This is a genomic window from Mesorhizobium sp. WSM1343 (genome assembly GCF_055901535.1).
Window position 1 is genome coordinate 3,265,209 of sequence record NZ_CM148370.1, and the last position, 17,630, is coordinate 3,282,838.

General features: G+C 63.7%; 8 protein-coding genes. 7 read left to right on the forward strand and 1 reads right to left on the reverse strand.

All coding sequences use genetic code 11. From position 1 onward, the window contains the following. The 5 genes from AC0NIL_RS15865 to AC0NIL_RS15885 all read left to right on the forward strand — a co-directional run bounded on the left by AC0NIL_RS15865 (position 1) and on the right by AC0NIL_RS15885 (position 12,692). Positions 1 to 6,054, forward strand: a complete 6,054-nt coding sequence (locus AC0NIL_RS15865; RefSeq protein ID WP_473572060.1) for a translocation/assembly module TamB domain-containing protein — start codon at positions 1 to 3, stop codon at positions 6,052 to 6,054. A 266-nt stretch (positions 6,055 to 6,320) separates the two neighbouring features. Next, the gene (locus tag AC0NIL_RS15870) at positions 6,321 to 7,973 is read left to right on the forward strand and encodes an ABC transporter substrate-binding protein (protein ID WP_013530882.1); all 1,653 of its coding nucleotides are present in this window, start codon (positions 6,321 to 6,323) and stop codon (positions 7,971 to 7,973) included. Between the two features lie 230 nt (positions 7,974 to 8,203). Then, on the forward strand, positions 8,204 to 9,238 hold the full coding sequence (locus AC0NIL_RS15875; RefSeq protein ID WP_013530883.1) for an ABC transporter permease: 1,035 nt from the start codon (positions 8,204 to 8,206) through the stop codon (positions 9,236 to 9,238). A gap of 12 nt (positions 9,239 to 9,250) precedes the next feature. After that, on the forward strand, positions 9,251 to 10,408 hold the full coding sequence (locus tag AC0NIL_RS15880) for an ABC transporter permease (RefSeq protein ID WP_013530884.1): 1,158 nt from the start codon (positions 9,251 to 9,253) through the stop codon (positions 10,406 to 10,408). Positions 10,409 to 10,475: 67 nt separating this feature from the next. Next, positions 10,476 to 12,692, forward strand: coding sequence for a dipeptide ABC transporter ATP-binding protein (locus AC0NIL_RS15885; RefSeq protein WP_024501517.1), 2,217 nt, complete (start codon positions 10,476 to 10,478; stop codon positions 12,690 to 12,692). Positions 12,693 to 12,726: 34 nt separating this feature from the next. Here AC0NIL_RS15885 and AC0NIL_RS15890 read toward each other — a convergent pair whose 3' ends face one another. Further along, complete coding sequence (locus AC0NIL_RS15890; RefSeq protein WP_024501516.1) at positions 12,727 to 13,317, reverse strand: transglycosylase SLT domain-containing protein; 591 nt, start codon at positions 13,315 to 13,317, stop codon at positions 12,727 to 12,729. A gap of 218 nt (positions 13,318 to 13,535) precedes the next feature. Here AC0NIL_RS15890 and AC0NIL_RS15895 point away from each other — a divergent pair, with 218 nt between their 5' ends. Both AC0NIL_RS15895 and AC0NIL_RS15900 read left to right on the forward strand, forming a co-directional pair. Beyond that, the gene (locus AC0NIL_RS15895; protein WP_024501515.1) at positions 13,536 to 15,074 is read left to right on the forward strand and encodes a trimethylamine methyltransferase family protein; all 1,539 of its coding nucleotides are present in this window, start codon (positions 13,536 to 13,538) and stop codon (positions 15,072 to 15,074) included. Positions 15,075 to 15,133: 59 nt separating this feature from the next. Then, the gene (locus tag AC0NIL_RS15900; protein ID WP_473540297.1) at positions 15,134 to 17,560 is read left to right on the forward strand and encodes a GcvT family protein; all 2,427 of its coding nucleotides are present in this window, start codon (positions 15,134 to 15,136) and stop codon (positions 17,558 to 17,560) included. The last annotated feature ends 70 nt before the right edge of the window (positions 17,561 to 17,630 follow it).

Sequence of the window (17,630 nt, forward strand, 5' to 3'; positions counted from 1 at the left end):
ATGAAAACAGTCTGGCGCATCCTCCGCATTGTTCTCTACACCCTGCTGATCGTAATTGCGGGGGCGATCGGCGCGCTGGTGGTGCTAACCAAGACCGAGCGCGGCCGCGACAATCTCGCCGGCATCATTTCGCGGCTGGCATCGACCGACGACCGCAAGATCACGGTCAGCGGCATAGATGGCATCTGGTCCGGGGCGCTCAGCGTCGACCATGTCGTGCTGGAGGACCGCGAGGGCGCCTGGCTGGTGGCGCGCAAGGTGGCCGTCGACTGGTCGCCGCTGGCGCTGCTGTCGAAAAACTTCAGCGCCGACCGTATCGCTGCCGAGCGTATTGAACTGGCGCGATTGCCGGTGGCCAGCACGCAGCCCGCGCCGAGCGGCGGCACGACGACGCTGCCGGTTTCCATCGACATCAAGCAGATCGACCTGCCCGAGATAGCGCTTGGCCAGCAACTGGCCGGCAGCGGCATCGCCGAACTTGCCGCCAGGGGCATGCTCAAGGCCGACGCCGCGCCGCTAGCGGTCGAGACGGTGCTCAACGTCACCCGCCATGACGGCAAGCAAGGCAATGTCGACGCCAAGATCCACTTTGCGCCGGCGGACAACAGGCTCGATCTTGACCTGAAGGCCTCGGAGCCGGCAGGCGGCATCATCGCCAATCTGCTCAAGCTGCCCGATACGCCGCCGGTCGACATAATTGTCTCGGGCACCGGGCCGCTCGCCAATTGGAACGGCATCGGCACGTTCTCGGTCGACGGCAAGATCGTCACCCAGCTGACAGGCCGGCACCAACTGACCGACAAGGGTAATCATGTTGAGGCCAAGGGCGACGGCGATTTCGCTCGCTTCCTGCCTGAGAATCTCAAGCCGCTGTTTGCCGGCAAGACCAGCTTCGATGTCGCCGGCACCGCCACATCGGCCGGTGGCGTCAGTGTCGACCGCGCCAACATCGACAGCGATGCGGTGCACGGCACCGCGACCGGCATTGTCGATCCTGCCGGCGCCAGCGACCTCTCGATCGAACTCGCCGCCAAGGGTCCGCCCGTTGTGATCAGCGTCGGCAGCAAGGCGCAACCGATCACGCTGGCGATCAGCAATGCCACCGCCCGCGCCTTCGGCGACGGCAAGGCACCGATCATCGACATCGGCGCCTCCTTCGTCTCCATCGTTGCTGGCGGCACGCGGCTGGATGATCTGGCGGCGCAGATCCATTCCGACGGCTTTGACATCCAGAACCGCGCCGGGCCGGTCACCGTCAAGCTGCAGGCAGGTGGCCTTAACACCGACGTGGCGACGCTGGCGCCGCTGATCACCGGCAAGATCGATGTCGATCTGGCCGGGTCGGTCAGCAAGGATGCCATTGCCATCGACCAGGGCACGCTGCGCTCCGACGCGCTCAACGCCTCTCTGACGGCGACGGTGGCGCTTGCCGACCTGTCGATGCAGCTGAAGATGAACGCGGATGCCGTGGCGACGGCCTTTCCGCCGCAGATCGCCTCGGTGCTTGGCGCCCGGGTAAAATTCTCGGCCACCGCGGCCCGCGATCCGCAGGGATCCTTCGCCGCCAACTCGATCGAATTCACGTCCGGCACGCTCAGCGCCGCCGGCACGGCCAGCATGCAGGGCACCGACATCCAGGCCGACATCAAGGGCAAATTGGGCGACGTTTCCGTGCTGTCGCCGACAGTCGGCGTGCCGGTTGCCGGTGGCGTCGATTTCGCGCTGTCGGCAAGCGGCGCGATGACGGCGCCGGATTTCACCGTTACCGCCGATAGCGACAGCCTGACGGCATCGGGCCGCACGGTGAAGAGCATCAAGCTGACGGCGAGCGGCAAGGCCGATATCACCAGTCCCGCCGCCAACGTATCGCTGACCGGCTCCGTCAACGACCAGCCGCTCGATATCAAGGCAGCACTGGTGACAAGCGAGGGCAAGCGTTCGATCAACGGATTCCTGGTCTCGCTGGGCGACAACAAGGTCTCGGGCGATCTCGCGCTGGACGACACGTACATGCCGCTCGGCACGCTGACGCTCGACGCGCCCGCTATCGACCAGTTGGCCGCACTGGCCGGCCAGGCGGTGACGGGCGACATCGACGGCACCATCGGCTTTGCCAAGGAGGGCGACGCGCCCTTCGTCACGATCGATGCGAAGAGCACTTCGATCGCGCGTGGCGACGTGACGGCCAAGGCCATCACCGTCAATGCGCTGATCGCCAATTATCTCAAGGCGCCGGCGATCGCCGGTTCGATAAAGGCTGACAGCGTCACGTCCGGAACCACCGAAATCAGCGGCATCGGCGTCGACCTGAAGCGCGACGGCGATTGGACCAATTTCACCGGCGGCGCCACCATAGCGGGCGTTCCGGCGACCGCTGCCGGCCGGGTGAAGATCGCCGACGGCAAGACGAGCGTCGAGATTGCCTCGGGCGAGGCGACGGTTCGCGGCATCAAGGCCGCAATCGCTCAGGCGTCGACACTGAGCATCGCCAACGGCACGGCCAGCATCGAGAAACTGGCGCTCGATGTCGGCGGCGGTTCGGTGACGCTGTCGGGCACTGCCGGTCAGACGCTCGACCTCGCGGCGCAATTTTCGGCACTGCCCGCGGCGCTCGCCAATGAATTTTCGCCCGGCCTCGACGCTGTCGGCACGCTCAGCGGCACGGCTGGAGTGACCGGGCCGCCGGCCGCTCCCGATGTCCGCTTCAATGCGCAACTGGCCGGTATCGAAACCAGCCAGACCCGGCAGGCCGGGCTCGGGCCGCTCGCCGTCGATGCGGCCGGCAGCTACACTTTGGCCGGCGGTGTTGTGCTCGATCAGGCGACGCTGACCGGCGACAAGATTTCCGGCAAGGCAGCCGGCACCCTCAATCCGAACGGCGCCAGCGATTTTGCGCTCGATCTCATCTCATCCGGCCCCAGCCTGCCCCTGACTGTCGGCAGCGCCGAGAGCCCGGTCAAGATCGAAATCCGGTCCTTGTCGGCAAAGGTGGCGGGCGAGAGCACGCGGGCCCGCCTGGATGTCTCTGCGATCCTGCCCTCGATCGTCACCAGTCCGGCGAGGGTGGACGGGCTTGCCCTGGCGTTGCACTCGGATGCGTTCGATCTGAAGAACCGCGCAGGGCCGGTTTCCGGCACAGTGTCGGTGGACAAGGTCGGTCTCGACAATCCGGTGATTGCGCCGCTGATCGCCGGCAAGGTCACGGCGGCGCTCAGCGGTCGCCTGACAGCCGATGCGGTTGCCATAGACAGCGGCTCGCTCAAGAGCGATGCGCTGAACAGCCAGGTTGCCGGCCAGGTATCGCTGCGTGACGGTGCCATCGACCTCAATCTGAAGGCGGATGCCCCATCGTCGGCCTTGCCGGCGGCGGCACGCGGCATGCTTGGCGAACGCGCTGAGATCAGCGCCACGCTGAAGCGCGACCCCAACGGCAGTATCGCTATAGGCGGATTGAAGCTGACCTCGGGCGCGCTGACCGCAGACGGGCGAGCCAGCCTTGCCGACAACAAGGTAGCCGCCGACATCAAGGGTGCGCTGAGCGACATCTCGCTGCTGTCGAAAGACGCCAAGGGCGCCATCGCTTTTGCGTTGAACGCGCAGGGCCCGGCCGCGGCGCCGGACCTGTCGTTGACCATCGACAGCGACCGCCTTCTCGTGGCGGCGCGCGAGATCACCGGGCTGAAGCTGACCGCCACCGGCAAGGCCGATGCCGCCAATCCGGCGGCGAATGTGCAGCTGACCGGCAATGTCGCCGGCCAGGCGCTGCAAGGCAGTGCGGTGCTGGCGACGGCGGACGGCAAGAGCGCCATCAATGGCCTGCTGCTGTCGCTCGGCAAGAACAGGATTTCCGGCGATCTGGCGCTGGACGAGAAGTTCGTGCCGGTCGGCACCATCGCGCTCGACCTGCCCGATATCGGCCCGCTGGCAGCACTTGCCCTGGAGAAGGCCGAAGGCGATGTGCGCGGCACGATCGCCTTTTCGAAGAACGGCAATGCGCCACAGGTCGCAATCAAGGCGGCGACAGCATCGATTACGCGCGGCGACCTGCAGGCGAAAGCCGTCTCGATCGATGCGCTGGTCGCCAACTATCTGGCGGCGCCCGTGATCTCCGGAAAGATTCGCGCCGACACCGTCACGTCGGGCGGCACCGTGATCAGCGGCATCGATGTCGACTTGAAGCGCGACGGCGACTGGACGGGCTTCTCCGGCGGCGCAACCGTCAAGGGCATTCCGGCACAGGCCGCCGGCCGGGTGAAAGTGGCCAACGGCACGACGACCATCGAGCTTGCCTCCGGCCAGGCGACCGTACAAGGCATCAAGGCGGCCATTGCCCAGGCCTCGACCGTCAGCATTGCCAACGGCACGACGACGCTGGACCGGCTGGTGCTCAACCTGGGCGGCGGCACGGCGACGGTGACCGGCAAGGTCGGCACGGCGCTCGACATCAATGCAACACTGGCGCGGGTGCCGATGTCGCTCGCCAACAGTTTCTCGCCGGGGCTCGACGCCGCCGGTTCGATCTCAGGCACGGTCAAGGTGACGGGTGCGCCGGCGAACCCCGCCATTGCCTTCAACCTCGACGCGGCCGGCGTGCAGACCTCGCAGACGCGCGGTGCCGGTGTCGGTGCGGTGAGTGTCTCCTCGTCCGGCACCTTCGGCGGCAACAAGCTGACCTTCGATGCCAATGTCGGCGATGGCGCCGGCCTTGGCCTCAAGGGCGGCGGCACCGTGACGACGGCCGGCACGCCGTCACTGGTGCTCGACTTCAATGGCGTCGTGCCGTTCGGCCTGCTCAGCCAGAAGCTTGCCGCGCAGGGCCTGTCACTGTCTGGAACCGCCAATGTCAACGTACAGGTGCGCGGTCCCGCGACATCGCCCGTCATCGGCGGCAGCATCAGCACCTCGGGTGCGCGCCTTGTCGATGCGCGCTCCGGCCTCGCCGTCAACGATCTCGCCGCCGATGTCTCGATTGCCGGCGGCGTCGCCAGGATCAACCGGCTGACCGGAACGCTGTCGACGCGCGGCAGCCTGTCGGCCAGCGGCACGGTCGGCATCAACCCGGCGCAGGGTTTCCCGGCCGACCTGTCGATCAAGCTGGTCGACGGCCGCTATACGGACGGCAGGGTGGTGACCGCCAATCTCGGCGGCGACCTGACGATCAAGGGACCGCTGACCTCAGCACCGGTCATCGCCGGCACCGTCAATCTCGCCAAGACGGTGATCACCGTTCCCGACAAATTGCCGGGCTCGCTGGCGGCGCTCGACGTCAAGCACAAGAACGCGCCGGGCGCGGTCAAGGCGCAGGACAAGGCGCTGCGGCCGCCGACGACCAGCGGCAAGGGCGGCGGCAGCGGCCTTGCGCTCGATGTCACGGTCAACGCGCCGAATCAGATCTTCATCCAGGGCAGGGGCGTTGATGCCGAACTTGGCGGCTCGCTGAAGCTGACCGGCCCGGCCTCGTCGCCGCAAGCGGTCGGCACCTTCACCTTGCAGCGCGGACGACTGTCGATCCTCGGCAAGCGGCTGACCTTCACCGAAGGCACGGTCGGGTTTTCCGGCTCGCTGGTGCCCTATCTCAATTTGACGGCGACCACGACGACGACCAGCGCCACCGTCACCATCGTGGTGTCGGGCGAAGCGACCAATCCGAAGTTCACCTTCTCCTCGGTGCCGGCGCTGCCCGAGGATGAGGTGCTGGCGCAATTGATCTTCGGCCGCTCGATGTCGAACCTGTCGCCGCTGCAGATCGCCCAGCTCGCCGAAGCGGCGGGGCAGCTGGCCGGCGTCGGCGGCTCGACGTCGCTGCTGGAAAACCTGCGCAGCGCCATTGGCGTCGACGATCTCGACGTCACCACCGACGATCAGGGCGGCACGGCGGTTTCGGCCGGCAAATACCTCAACGACCGCACCTATGTCACCATCCAGAAGGGCGACAAGCCGGGCTCGGGCAAGGCGACGATCGACCTCAATGTCGGGCGCGGCGTCAAGCTGCGCGGCGAGGCCAACGATGCCGGCGAAGCCAAGGGCGGCATCTTCTACGAGAAGGAATACTGACAGTCCGGCGGGGCTTTTGGCCTCATGGTGGATCGATTCTGGTGCTGTGCGGGCCAGAGCAAATGTCTCAGTTTAATCGACTATCGCGATTCCAGAAGAATCCGTCGGGCAGTAGCAAATTTGCGCCAAGACTGTCGTTATCACGCGAACCGCTCCCCTTTCAAAGTTGCACATTCCCTAACATGTTCTCAATCCACGCCCTCTTTGACATCATGGCCTGGATGCGGAATGTTAAAAGGCGGAAAGCCAACAATGGGAGTTAAGTCATGACAATTTATAAGAGTAATGGCGATCGCGTTCCGGATCACATCCTGGCCATGGCCGAAGAAGCCAAGGCAGGCAAGGTGGACCGCCGCGAATTCCTGGCCATGGCCAGCGTCTTCGGCGCATCGACGGCAATGGCTTACGGCTTGCTCGGCCTCGCCGATCCGACGCCGGCGAAGGCCGAAGAGGTAAAGGGCAAGAAGGGCGGCACGCTGAAGATCGCCCAGTGGATCAAAGATCCCAAGGACCCGCGCAAGGCCGACTGGTCGGAAATCGCCAATGCCGAGCGCCAGGCGCTGGAGCCGCTGGTCAAGTACACCTCCGAATACACGTTTCGCCCCTATCTGCTGGAAAGCTGGGACGTCAACGACGACGCCACGCAGTATACGCTGCATGTGCGCAAGGGCGTCACCTGGTCGAATGGCGATGCCTTCACCGCCGATGACGTCATCTTCAACCTGAAGCGGTGGGCTGACAAGAAAGCCGAAGGCAATTCCATGCCCGGCCGTCTCGGCTCGCTGGTCAAGGACGACAAGCTCGACGAAAGCGCCGTGACCAAGCCGGACGACCACACGGTCGTGCTTAAGCTCAGCAAGCCGGACATCGCGCTGATTCCGAACATGTGCGACTATCCCGGGCTGATCGTCCACAAGACCTTCGATGAGAAGGGCGGCGACTTCAAGGCCTGCCCGATCGGCACCGGTCCGTTCGAACTCGTCTCCTACGATGTCGGTCAGAAGGTGGTCTACAAGCGCCGCACCGATGACAAGTGGTGGGACGGCGAAGTGTTCCTCGATGGCCTGGAATTCATCGACTACGGCACCGATCCGGCAGCCATGGTCAGCGCTTTCGAGGCCGGCGAAGTGCACACCAACTTCGAGACTTCGGCCGACTATGTGTCGATCCTCGACGGCATGGACCTGGTGAAGTCGGAAATCGTCACCGCGTCGACCATCGTCTGCCGCACCAACGTCAACAACAAGCCCTATGGCGACCAGAAGGTGCGCAACGCGCTGCAGCTTGCGGTCGACAACAATGTCGTCTTGCAGCTCGGCTACGGCAATGCCGGCTCGGTCGCCGAAAACCACCATGTCTGCTCGATCCATCCGGAATATTACGAGCTGCCCAAGGTTGCCCGTGATCCGGCCAAGGCGAAGGCGCTGATGGCGGAAGCCGGCCAAGCCGACTTCGAACACGAGCTGATCACCGTCGACGAAGACTGGCACAAGAACACCGGCGATGCGATCGCCGCCCAGCTGCGCGACGCCGGCATCAAGGTGAAGCGCACCGTTCTGCCTGGTTCGACGTTCTGGAACGACTGGACGAAGTATCCGCTGTCGATGACCAACTGGAACATGCGTCCGCTCGGCGTCCAGGTTCTGGCCATCGCCTATCGCACCGGCGAGGCCTGGAACGAGGCCGGCTGGTCGAATCCGGACTGGGATGCCAAGCTCAATGCGGCGCTCGCCGTTGCCGACGCCGCCAAGCGCAAGGACATGATGAAGGACATCGAGCAGATCCTGCAGGATTCCGGCATCATGATCCAGCCGTACTGGCGCAAGCTCTACAGCCACTCGGTGAAGGCGGTGCAGAACTACAAGATGCACCCGACCTTCGAGCGCGACTACGGCAAGGTCTGGCTCGACCAGGCTTGATATCGCATCGACATGGAGGGAAGGGGCTCGCTCCCTTCCCTCGCTCTTTGCATTGTCCGTCCCTGCTGGTCCGCACATTCTCAAAAAAGTTGCGGACTCGCGGGCAAGGCCATGCAACAAAAACAGGGTTGATCGCATCCGAAGGCCTGTTTGACAGCCAGCCCCGCCGGTCACGGCAGGGTTGGCTTTCATAGCCGGCTCAAACCCCAACCCATCGGCAGGGGGCCGCCATGCTTTCCTTCGTTATCAGGCGTCTTGGCACCATGGCATTGACGATGCTGTGCCTGACCATGGTCGTCTTCTTCCTGATCAACCTCGAACCCAATCTGAAGAAGCTGGCGATCAGCCAGACCGAAATGCATACGTCGGCCGAGCAGCTCGAGAGCTGGCTGGTCAACCATGGCTACCGGCAGAACTTCTTCGTCCGCTACGGCCAGTGGCTTGGCGTCTTGCCCAAGCAGCCGGTAACCGACCCGGCGACCGGTAAGCCGGCGCAGCGTTTCTCCTTCTGCAACGATCCGCTCGTGCCGACCTTTGCCGGCGTTTTCCAGGGCGATTTCGGCTGCTCGACCAAGTTCAAGGCGACCGTCGCCTCAAAACTGTTTCCGGCACTCGGCGCTACCGGCATCCTGATGTTCTGGGTGCTGGCGGTGATGGTGCCGATCTCGCTGCTGATCGGCATTCTGGCCGGCATGCGTGAGGGGTCGCGAACCGACCGGGTGCTGTCCGTGGCGTCGATCGCCTCGACGGCGACGCCTGAATATGTGTCGGGCGTCATCTTCACCGTCATCTTCGCCTCATGGCTAGGCTGGCTGAACGGCTCGGCGGCTTCGGCCAGCCAGGGCATCACCTTCTACAATTTCACACTGCCGGTGATGACGCTGGCGATCTACGGCATCGGCTATATCGCCCGCATGACGCGAGCTTCGATGGTCGAAGTGATGACGCAGCAATATATCCGTACCGCGCGGTTGAAGGGTCTCTCCTTCGGCAGCGTGGTGGTCAAACATGCCTTGCGCAACGCGCTGATCGCACCGTTCACCGTCATCATGCTGCAGTTCCCTTGGCTGCTCACCGGCGTCGTCATCGTCGAGGTGATGTTCCGCTACCAGGGCTTCGGCTACACGCTGGTCGAGGCGGCCGGCAACAACGATATCGACCTTTTGCTCGGCTGCTCGCTGGTCTCGGTGTTCATCGTCTTGATCACGCAGCTCATTTCCGATGTCGGCTACGCATTTCTCAATCCGCGTATCAGAGTTCAGTAGGGAGCGAAGCCGATGCCGGTTCAATACATCAGTGGCTTCACCGTCGTTTTCGAAGTGCTGTCGCGCTTCTGGCCGGTCTGGATCGCGCTCGTCATCGTCATGGGCGCGAGCTTCGCCTACAAGAAGAAGCTGGCGCTCTACGGCCAGCTGTTCGACAGCGGTGTCGGCATCGTCGGCGTCGGCATCTGCCTGTTCTGGCTGTTCACGGCGATCTTCGCCGCGACAATATCGCCCTTCGATCCGCTGGCCCAGATTCCGATCATGAAGGACGTGCTGCCGGGCGCCGTCGAACCGCAGTCGGGGCTGACCTATCTGTTCGGCGGCGACAAGCTGGCGCGCGACGTGTTTTCGCGCATGGTCTATGGCAGCCAGATCGTGCTGATCATCGCGCCTGCCGCGACCGGCTTCGCGCTGATGGTCGGCATCACGCTCGGCCTGCCCGCCGGCTATTACGGCGGCAAGATCGACACCGTGCTGTCGTTCCTGGCCAACCTTGTGCTCGCCTTCCCGGTGATCCTGCTGTTCTACCTCTTGGTGACGCCGGGTATCATGGACACGCCGATCCCCTATGGCATGGCCGGCGTGTTCTTCCTGTTCCCGATCATCTTCTTCAGCGTGCTGTTCTGGACCCGCTACAAGAACCGGCCCGACCGGCTTTACATCCTGCTCGGCATCACCCTGATCCTCGGTGGCTGGATCTATCTCGGCCTTGTGTTCGATAAGGACCCGCTGCACATCGTCCATATCGATCCAAACCAGCTCAACATCTTCGTGGCGGTGGTGTTCGCCTCCAGCCCCGGCGTGTTCCGCATCGTGCGTGGCCTGGTGATGGACATCAAGACGCGCGACTATGTGGCGGCGGCGCAGACGCGCGGTGAATCGCCCTGGTACATCATGCTGTGGGAGATCCTGCCCAATGCGCGCGGGCCATTGATCGTCGATGCCTGCCTGCGCATCGGCTACACCACGATCCTGCTCGGCACGCTCGGTTATTTCGGCCTTGGCCTGGCGCCGGAAAGTCCGGACTGGGGCACCGCGATCAAGGACGCCAGCCGCCTGCTGCGCTCCTTCATCCATCCGGCGCTGCCGCCGACCATCGCACTGATGTCGTTCGTGCTGGGCTTGAACCTGCTCGCCGACTCGCTGCGCGAACAATCGATGAAAGACTGATGTCGCGGGTTTCGACCCGATGGGCCTGAGAGAAACAGGCCTGGAAGAACCAGGATTGGAGCGACCCATGAACGAGGCAGTTCGAAATCCCGCCAAGCCGACCCCCGGGCCAACCAAAGGGCCGATCATCGAGATCGAGAACCTGTCGATCTCCTTCTTCACCCGCAAGGGCGAGATACCGGCGGTCATGGATTTTTCCTGCACCGTCATGCCGGGCGAGGCGATGGGCATCGTCGGCGAATCCGGCTGCGGCAAGTCGACCGTGTCGCTCGGCATCATGCGCGACCTCTCCAACATCGGGAAGATCGTCGGCGGCAAGATCAAGTTCCAGGGCAAGGACATGGGCGAACTCTCCGACGAGGAGTTGCGTTCCATCCGCGGCAACAAGATCGCCATGATCTACCAGGAGCCGATGGCGAGCCTGAACCCGGCGATGAAGGTCGGCCAGCAGCTGATGGAAGTGCCGCTGATCCACGACAAGGTGTCGAAGGAAGAGGCCTATAAACGCGCCCTCGATATGGTGCGCTCGGTCAAATTGCCCGATCCCGAGCGTATGATGCGCTCCTATCCGCACCAGCTCTCCGGCGGCCAGCAGCAGCGCATCGTCATTGCCATGGCGCTGCTGTCGAAGCCGGCGCTGCTTTTGCTCGACGAGCCGACGACGGCGCTCGACGTGACGGTGGAGGCGGGCATCGTCGATCTGGTCAAGGGGCTGGGCGAGAAGTTCGGCACGTCGATGATCTTCGTGTCGCACAATCTCGGCCTGATCCTGGAAACCTGCGATCGCATCACCGTGATGTATTCGGGCGAAGCGGTGGAGACCGGCAAGATCAAGGACGTGTTCGACCGGATGCGCCACCCCTATACGCAAGGGCTGTTCCGCTCGATCCCGCTGCCGGGCGCCGACAAGAACTCACGGCCGCTGATCTCCATCCCCGGACAGCTGCCGCTGCCGCACGAGCGGCCCAAGGGCTGCAATTTCGGCCCGCGCTGCCACCATTTCGTCGAGGGTGTCTGCAACGCCGCCGAAATCCCGATGATCGAGGTCGCTGGTCATGAAGGCCATTTCTCGCGCTGCGTGCGCTTCAACGAGATCGACTGGGAAGCGCTGCCACCCGGTGCCAAGAAGGTCAATGAGCGCGTCGTGCCCGGCGCGCCGGTGCTCAAGATCGAGGACCTCAGAAAATATTACAGGGTCGGCGGCAGCGAGGTGTTCGGCTCGAGCGAGGGCCGCGTCGTCAAGGCCAACGAGACGATCTCGTTCATGGCGCGCGAATCCGAGACGGTCGCCATCGTCGGCGAATCCGGCTGCGGAAAGTCGACGCTGGCCAAGGTGCTGCTCGGGCTGGAGACGGCAAGTGCCGGCACGGTGACGCTGGGCAACACGGAAATCCAGTCGACGGGGATCGACAAACGGAGCGTCGACACGGTGTCGTCGATCCAGATGGTGTTCCAGAATCCGTTCGACACGCTCAATCCCAGCCATTCGGTCGGTTCGCAGATCATCCGCACGCTGGAGAAGTTCAATGTCGGCAAGACGGTTGCCGATCGCCGCAAGCGCATGCTGGAGCTGCTCGACCTGGTGAAGCTGCCGCGGGCATTCGAAACCCGCAAGCCGCGTCAGCTTTCGGGCGGCCAGAAGCAGCGCATCGGCGTGGCGCGAGCCTTTGCCGGTGACGCCAAGGTGGTGGTGGCCGACGAGCCGGTCTCGGCATTGGACGTGTCGGTGCAGGCGGCGGTGACCGAACTGCTGATGGACATCCAGCGCAAGAACAAGACGACGATGCTGTTTATCAGCCACGATCTGTCCGTCGTTCGCTACATCGCCGACCGCGTCGTCGTCATGTATCTCGGCTACATCGTCGAGCAAGGCACGACCGACCAGATCTTCGCACCGCCCTATCATCCCTATACCGAGGCGCTGCTGTCGGCGATTCCGATCGCCGACACGAGTGTCGTGAAGAAGCACATCGTGCTGGAAGGCGACATCCCGTCGGCGATGAACCCGCCATCCGGCTGTCCGTTCCAGACCCGTTGCGGCTACAAGAAGCTGGTGCCGGACAATCTCTGCGAGACCAAGGTGCCGCCGGTCAAGCATCTCGGCGACGGTCATATGAGCCTGTGCTGGCTCTCCGACGACGTGCTGGCCAAGATGGAGCCCGTGATCAAGTTCGACAAGGAACACGCCGCGCACGAAGGTATGCCGGACGACGCACCGCATGGCGATGGCCCCGGTTTTGCTGGCACGCCACCAAAGCGTCCGCGCGGCAAAAGGCCGAGCTGACAGTCCGAAGATCGAGATCAACGATGCGGCAAGATCAGTTCCCGCACTCGCTCAACTGCTGGGCATAGTCCCGCGCCATCTTGTCGGTGGCCCGGGCATAGCCCTGCACACCGGCATCGCCCCTGTTGCCGCGGCCATAGGCGGTCCAGCCGAGATAGTAGGCAAGGTAGAGATTGTAGGTGTCGTTGCGGGCGACGCCGTAGGTGTCAGATGTCTTGGAATGATACCAGCCGACGAAATCGACCGCATCGGCGAATTTCGTCCGCCGCGCCGCCCAGTTGCCGGTCTCGCGCTGATATTGCGACCAGGTGCCGTCCAGCGCCTGCGAGAAGCCGGTGGCCGTGGAGACGTGCTTCCACGGAATGAAGCCGAGCAGCTTGGTACGCGGCGGCCTTGCATTGCTCTTGAAGCCCGATTCCTTGCGCACCGTCGCCATCAGTACGGGAACGGGGATGCCATATTTCTGTTGGGTGCGCTCGGCGGCAGACTGCCAGTTGTCGAACCAGCCGTCATTCTGGTCGAAGACGGCGCAGACATTGTTGATGTGGCTGGGCGGCGTGGCGCAGGCCGAAAGCGCCAGCAACACGCAAACCGCACCAATTTTACTAAAACTCGAACTACGCATCGGCAGAGCAATAGGCCGAAATCATAAAGGGAATCTTGCAGCGTCCATTAACGCTTCGCCCGAGCGGTCGCTCGAGGAAATCCCATATCAACAATCCGACATATTTCGTCGTATTCTATAAATGGATACTGCGGAAATGCCGCCGTGGCTAAAATCACGCCCGCAAACGGCGTATTTATGACAGCTTGCCTGGTTTGCCGGGGCTTTGATGCCAAGGCATGAACGAACCAAGACGCAAACGCGGCGCCGAGCGCACCAGCAATCGGGGGCCATCGGCCATTCCGCAACTGCCGCTCAGGCGGGTGACCAATCCCTATCCGCCAATGGCCATGCTGTCGCCCGATCAGATCGAGCAGATCCATCAGGCGTCGATGCACATATTGGAGAATTTCGGCATCGAGGTGATGAGCCCGCGGGCGTTGTCGCTGTTCGAGAAGGCCGGCGCCAGGGTCGATCATGCCTCAGCGAATGTCCGCATCGATCGCGGCCTGATCGAAGACGTGCTGAAGACCACGCAGCCCAGCTATGTGTTGACGCCGCGCAACCCGGCCAACGCGGTTCATCTGGGCGGCAACACCATCAATTTCACCCTCGTTGCCGGGCCGCCCAATGTCCATGACATGGAGCGCGGCCGCCGCGCCGGCAATTTGCGCGACTATTCGGATCTCACACGGCTGGCGCAGCATTTCAACTGCATCCACATGCTGGGCAACCAGGTCTGCGCGCCGGTGGAACTGCCGGCAAACTCCCGCCATCTCGACACTTATTTCACCAATCTGACGCTGACCGACAAGAGTTTCCATGTCTCGGCGATCGGCCGGGGCAGGGCATTGGACGGCATCGAGATGATGGCGATTTCGCGTGGGCTGACGCTCGACCAGATGCGCGACGATCCCGGTATCACCACGATCATCTCGGTCAACTCCCCGCGCCGCTTCGACGAGATGATGGCCGAAGGACTGATGACCATGGCCGAGTTCGGCCAGTCGGTGGCGGTGACGCCGTTCACGCTGATGGGGGCGATGAGCCCGGTGACGCTGGCCGGGGCGCTGGCGCAGCAGAATGCCGAGGCGCTGTTCGGCGTCGTGCTGACGCAGCTTGTCCGTCCGGGCGCGCCGGTCATGTATGGCGCCTTCACCTCCAATGTCGACATGAAGTCGGGCGCGCCGGCCTTCGGCACGCCTGAGAATACCAAGGCCAACATTGCGTCAGGGCAACTGGCGCGGCGCTACGGGCTGCCGTACCGCACGACGCCGGGCTCGGCCTCCAACGCCGCCGATGCGCAGGGCGCCTATGAGACGCTGATGGCACTGTGGGGCGCGGTGCTCGGCCACGGCAATCTCGTTTACCACGCCGCCGGCTGGCAGGAGGGCGGGCTGACGGCGTCGTTCGAAAAACTCATCATCGATGTCGAGATGATCCAGCATATGATGGAGTTCTTGCGCCCGATCGAAGTCAATGAGGCGGAACTCGCCGTCGAGGCTTTGGGTGCGGTGCCAACCGGTGGGCATTTCTTCGGCGAGCCGCACACGCTGGAGCGCTACGCCACTGCCTTCTACCAGCCGATGCTGTCCAACTGGCAGAATTACGAAGCCTGGCAGGAAGCCGGCGGCCTCGACGCCACGGCACGCGCAACGCGGCTGTGGAAGAAAGCGCTGGAGGACTATGTCGAGCCGGTGATGGATATCGCCGTGCGCGAGGCACTAGAGGCTTACATGGCCAGGCGCAAGGAAGCGATCGGGCAGGGCGAGCCGTGATCGTTCCCCAGCTTGAATCCATTCACCCATTCAACTCACTGATATCAGAGAAAAAATCCATGAAATCGCATGCAAAGGTCGTGGTCATTGGCGGTGGCGTCGTCGGATGCTCCGTGTTGTTCCATCTCGCCCGCCACGGCTGGACCGATGTTGTCCTGCTGGAGCGCGACGAGCTGACCTCAGGCTCGACCTGGCACGCGGCCGGGGGCATGCACACCATCAATGGCGACCCCAACGTCGCCAAGCTGCAGAAATACACGATCAATCTCTACAAGGAGATCGAGGAGCTTTCCGGCCAGGCGACCGGCGTGCATCTGACCGGTGGCGTGCTTCTGGCAGCGACCGAGGCGCGGCTCGACTGGCTGCGCGGCGTCGTCGCCAAGGGCCGCTATCTCGGCATAGAGCTCGAGGAGATCTCGCCCAACGAAGCGGCCGAACTGATGCCGCTGCTCGATCCCAAGCAGTTCGTCGGCGCGGTCAGGAACAAAGAGGACGGCCATCTCGATCCCTCCGGCGTCACCCACGCCTATGCCAAGGCCGCGCGGAAACTTGGGGCGGAAGTGGAGCGTTTCACCAAGGTCGAGGACATCGTGCGGCGCCCTGACGGGCTGTGGCGGGTCATCACCAACAAGGGCGAGGTGGTGGCCGAGCATGTCGTCAACGCCGGCGGCCTGTGGGCGCGCGAGGTCGGCCGCATGGTCGGCCTCGAACTGCCGGTGCTGGCCATGGAGCACATGTACCTGATCACCGAGGACATGCCGGAGGTCGCCGCCTGGAACGCCAAGACCGGCACCGAGATCATCCACGCGGTCGACTTCGATGGCGAGCTTTACCTGCGCCAGGAGCGCGGCGGCATGCTGATGGGCACTTACGAAAAGGCCAACAAGCCATGGTCCGAATACCAGACGCCATGGAATTTCGGCCATGAATTGCTGGCGCCCGACATCGACCGCATCGCGCCGTCGCTTGAGGTCGGCTTCCGCCATTTCCCGGCCTTCCAGAACACGGGCATCAAGCAGATCATCAACGGGCCTTTCACCTTCGCGCCCGACGGCAACCCATTGGTCGGGCCGGTGCGCGGGCTGCCGGGCTTCTGGGTCGCCTGCGGTGTCATGGCCGGGTTTTCGCAAGGCGGCGGCGTCGGCCTCGCTTTGTCGAACTGGATGATCGAGGGCGATCCCGGCGCCGACATCTGGGCGATGGATGTCGCGCGCTACGGCGACTGGGCGACGATGGCCTATACCAACGCCAAGGTGCGCGAGAATTATTCCAGGCGCTTTTCGATCCGCTTCCCCAATGAGGAGCTGCCCGCCGGGCGGCCGCTGAAGACGACGCCGGTCTACGACCTGCTGTCGGCCAAGGGTGCGCAATGGGGCGTTGCCTATGGGCTGGAAGTGCCGCTGTGGTACGCGCCGGAAGGCGTCAAGGACGAATTCTCCTGGCGCCGCTCGAGCGATTTCACGCAGGTCGCCAAGGAGGTCGCCACAGTTCGCGACGGTGTCGGCCTGTCGGAGATTTCGAGCTTCGCCAAATACAAGGTGACGGGTGAGGGAGCGGCCGCTTGGCTCGACCGGATGCTTGCCTGCAAACTGCCCAAGCCCGGCCGCATGACGCTGGCGCCGATGCTGAAGGAAGACGGCAGACTGATCGGCGATTTCACCCTCGCCAATCTCGGAAGCGAGGGCTGGTTCCTCGCCGGCTCCGGCATCGCCGAGCAATACCATATGCGCTGGTTCGAGAAGCACCTGCCTGACGATGGATCGGTCCGCATCGAGGCGCTGGGCGCGAAGCTCACCGGTCTGTCGATCGCCGGCCCGAAGGCGCGGGATGTGCTGGCAAAGGCGACGCGCTCGGATGTCTCCAACGCGGCCTTTTCCTTCATGGCCATTGGCCGGATGGATATCGGCATGGCGCCGTGCCTGGTCGGCCGTGTGAGCTATACCGGCGATCTCGGCTACGAGATCTGGGTGGCGCCGGAATACCAGCGCGCCGCCTATCAAGCACTGATGGCGGCGGGCGGGGAATTCGGCATCGGCCTGTTCGGCTCGCGCGCCCTCAATGCGCTGCGGCTGGACAAGAATTACGGCTCATGGGGGCGCGAGTACCGGCCGATCTACGGGCCGCTGGAAGCGGGGCTCGACCGCTTCGTTGCTTACGGCAAGGACGCCGATTTCATAGGCAAGGCCGCGGCGCTGGCCGAGCGCAGGCAGGGCGGCAAATTGCGCCTGCGCGCTTTTATCGTCGATGCCGACGATGCCGATGTCATTGGCGATGAGCCGATCTGGTTCGATGGTGCGGTGCGCGGCTGGGTGACGTCGGGTGGCTATGCGCATCATTCGAAGAAATCCGTCGCCGTCGGCTATGTGCCGAAGGAGATCGCTGATGAGAGCGACGGCTTCGAGATCGAGCTGCTGGGCAAGCGCCATGCGGCGCGCATTCAGGCGGTGCCGCTGTTCGACGCCAATTTCGAACGGATGCGTGCTTGAAGCGCTTCGGCTTCGCCGATGCGCTTCAGATTCCTGTTTTGTGCATGTCGTTGTCCCAAAACCGCCGGGC

What these genes read in the sequence shown, in the direction of transcription:
- AC0NIL_RS15865 (WP_473572060.1), top strand. Translation starts at nt 1, where the DNA reads ATGAAAACAGTCTGGCGCATCCTCCGCATTGTTCTCTACACCCTGCTG.
- AC0NIL_RS15870 (WP_013530882.1), top strand. Translation starts at nt 6,321, where the DNA reads ATGACAATTTATAAGAGTAATGGCGATCGCGTTCCGGATCACATCCTG.
- AC0NIL_RS15875 (WP_013530883.1), top strand. Translation starts at nt 8,204, where the DNA reads ATGCTTTCCTTCGTTATCAGGCGTCTTGGCACCATGGCATTGACGATG.
- AC0NIL_RS15880 (WP_013530884.1), top strand. Translation starts at nt 9,251, where the DNA reads ATGCCGGTTCAATACATCAGTGGCTTCACCGTCGTTTTCGAAGTGCTG.
- AC0NIL_RS15885 (WP_024501517.1), top strand. Translation starts at nt 10,476, where the DNA reads ATGAACGAGGCAGTTCGAAATCCCGCCAAGCCGACCCCCGGGCCAACC.
- AC0NIL_RS15890 (WP_024501516.1), bottom strand. Translation starts at nt 13,317, where the DNA reads ATGCGTAGTTCGAGTTTTAGTAAAATTGGTGCGGTTTGCGTGTTGCTG.
- AC0NIL_RS15895 (WP_024501515.1), top strand. Translation starts at nt 13,536, where the DNA reads ATGAACGAACCAAGACGCAAACGCGGCGCCGAGCGCACCAGCAATCGG.
- AC0NIL_RS15900 (WP_473540297.1), top strand. Translation starts at nt 15,134, where the DNA reads ATGAAATCGCATGCAAAGGTCGTGGTCATTGGCGGTGGCGTCGTCGGA.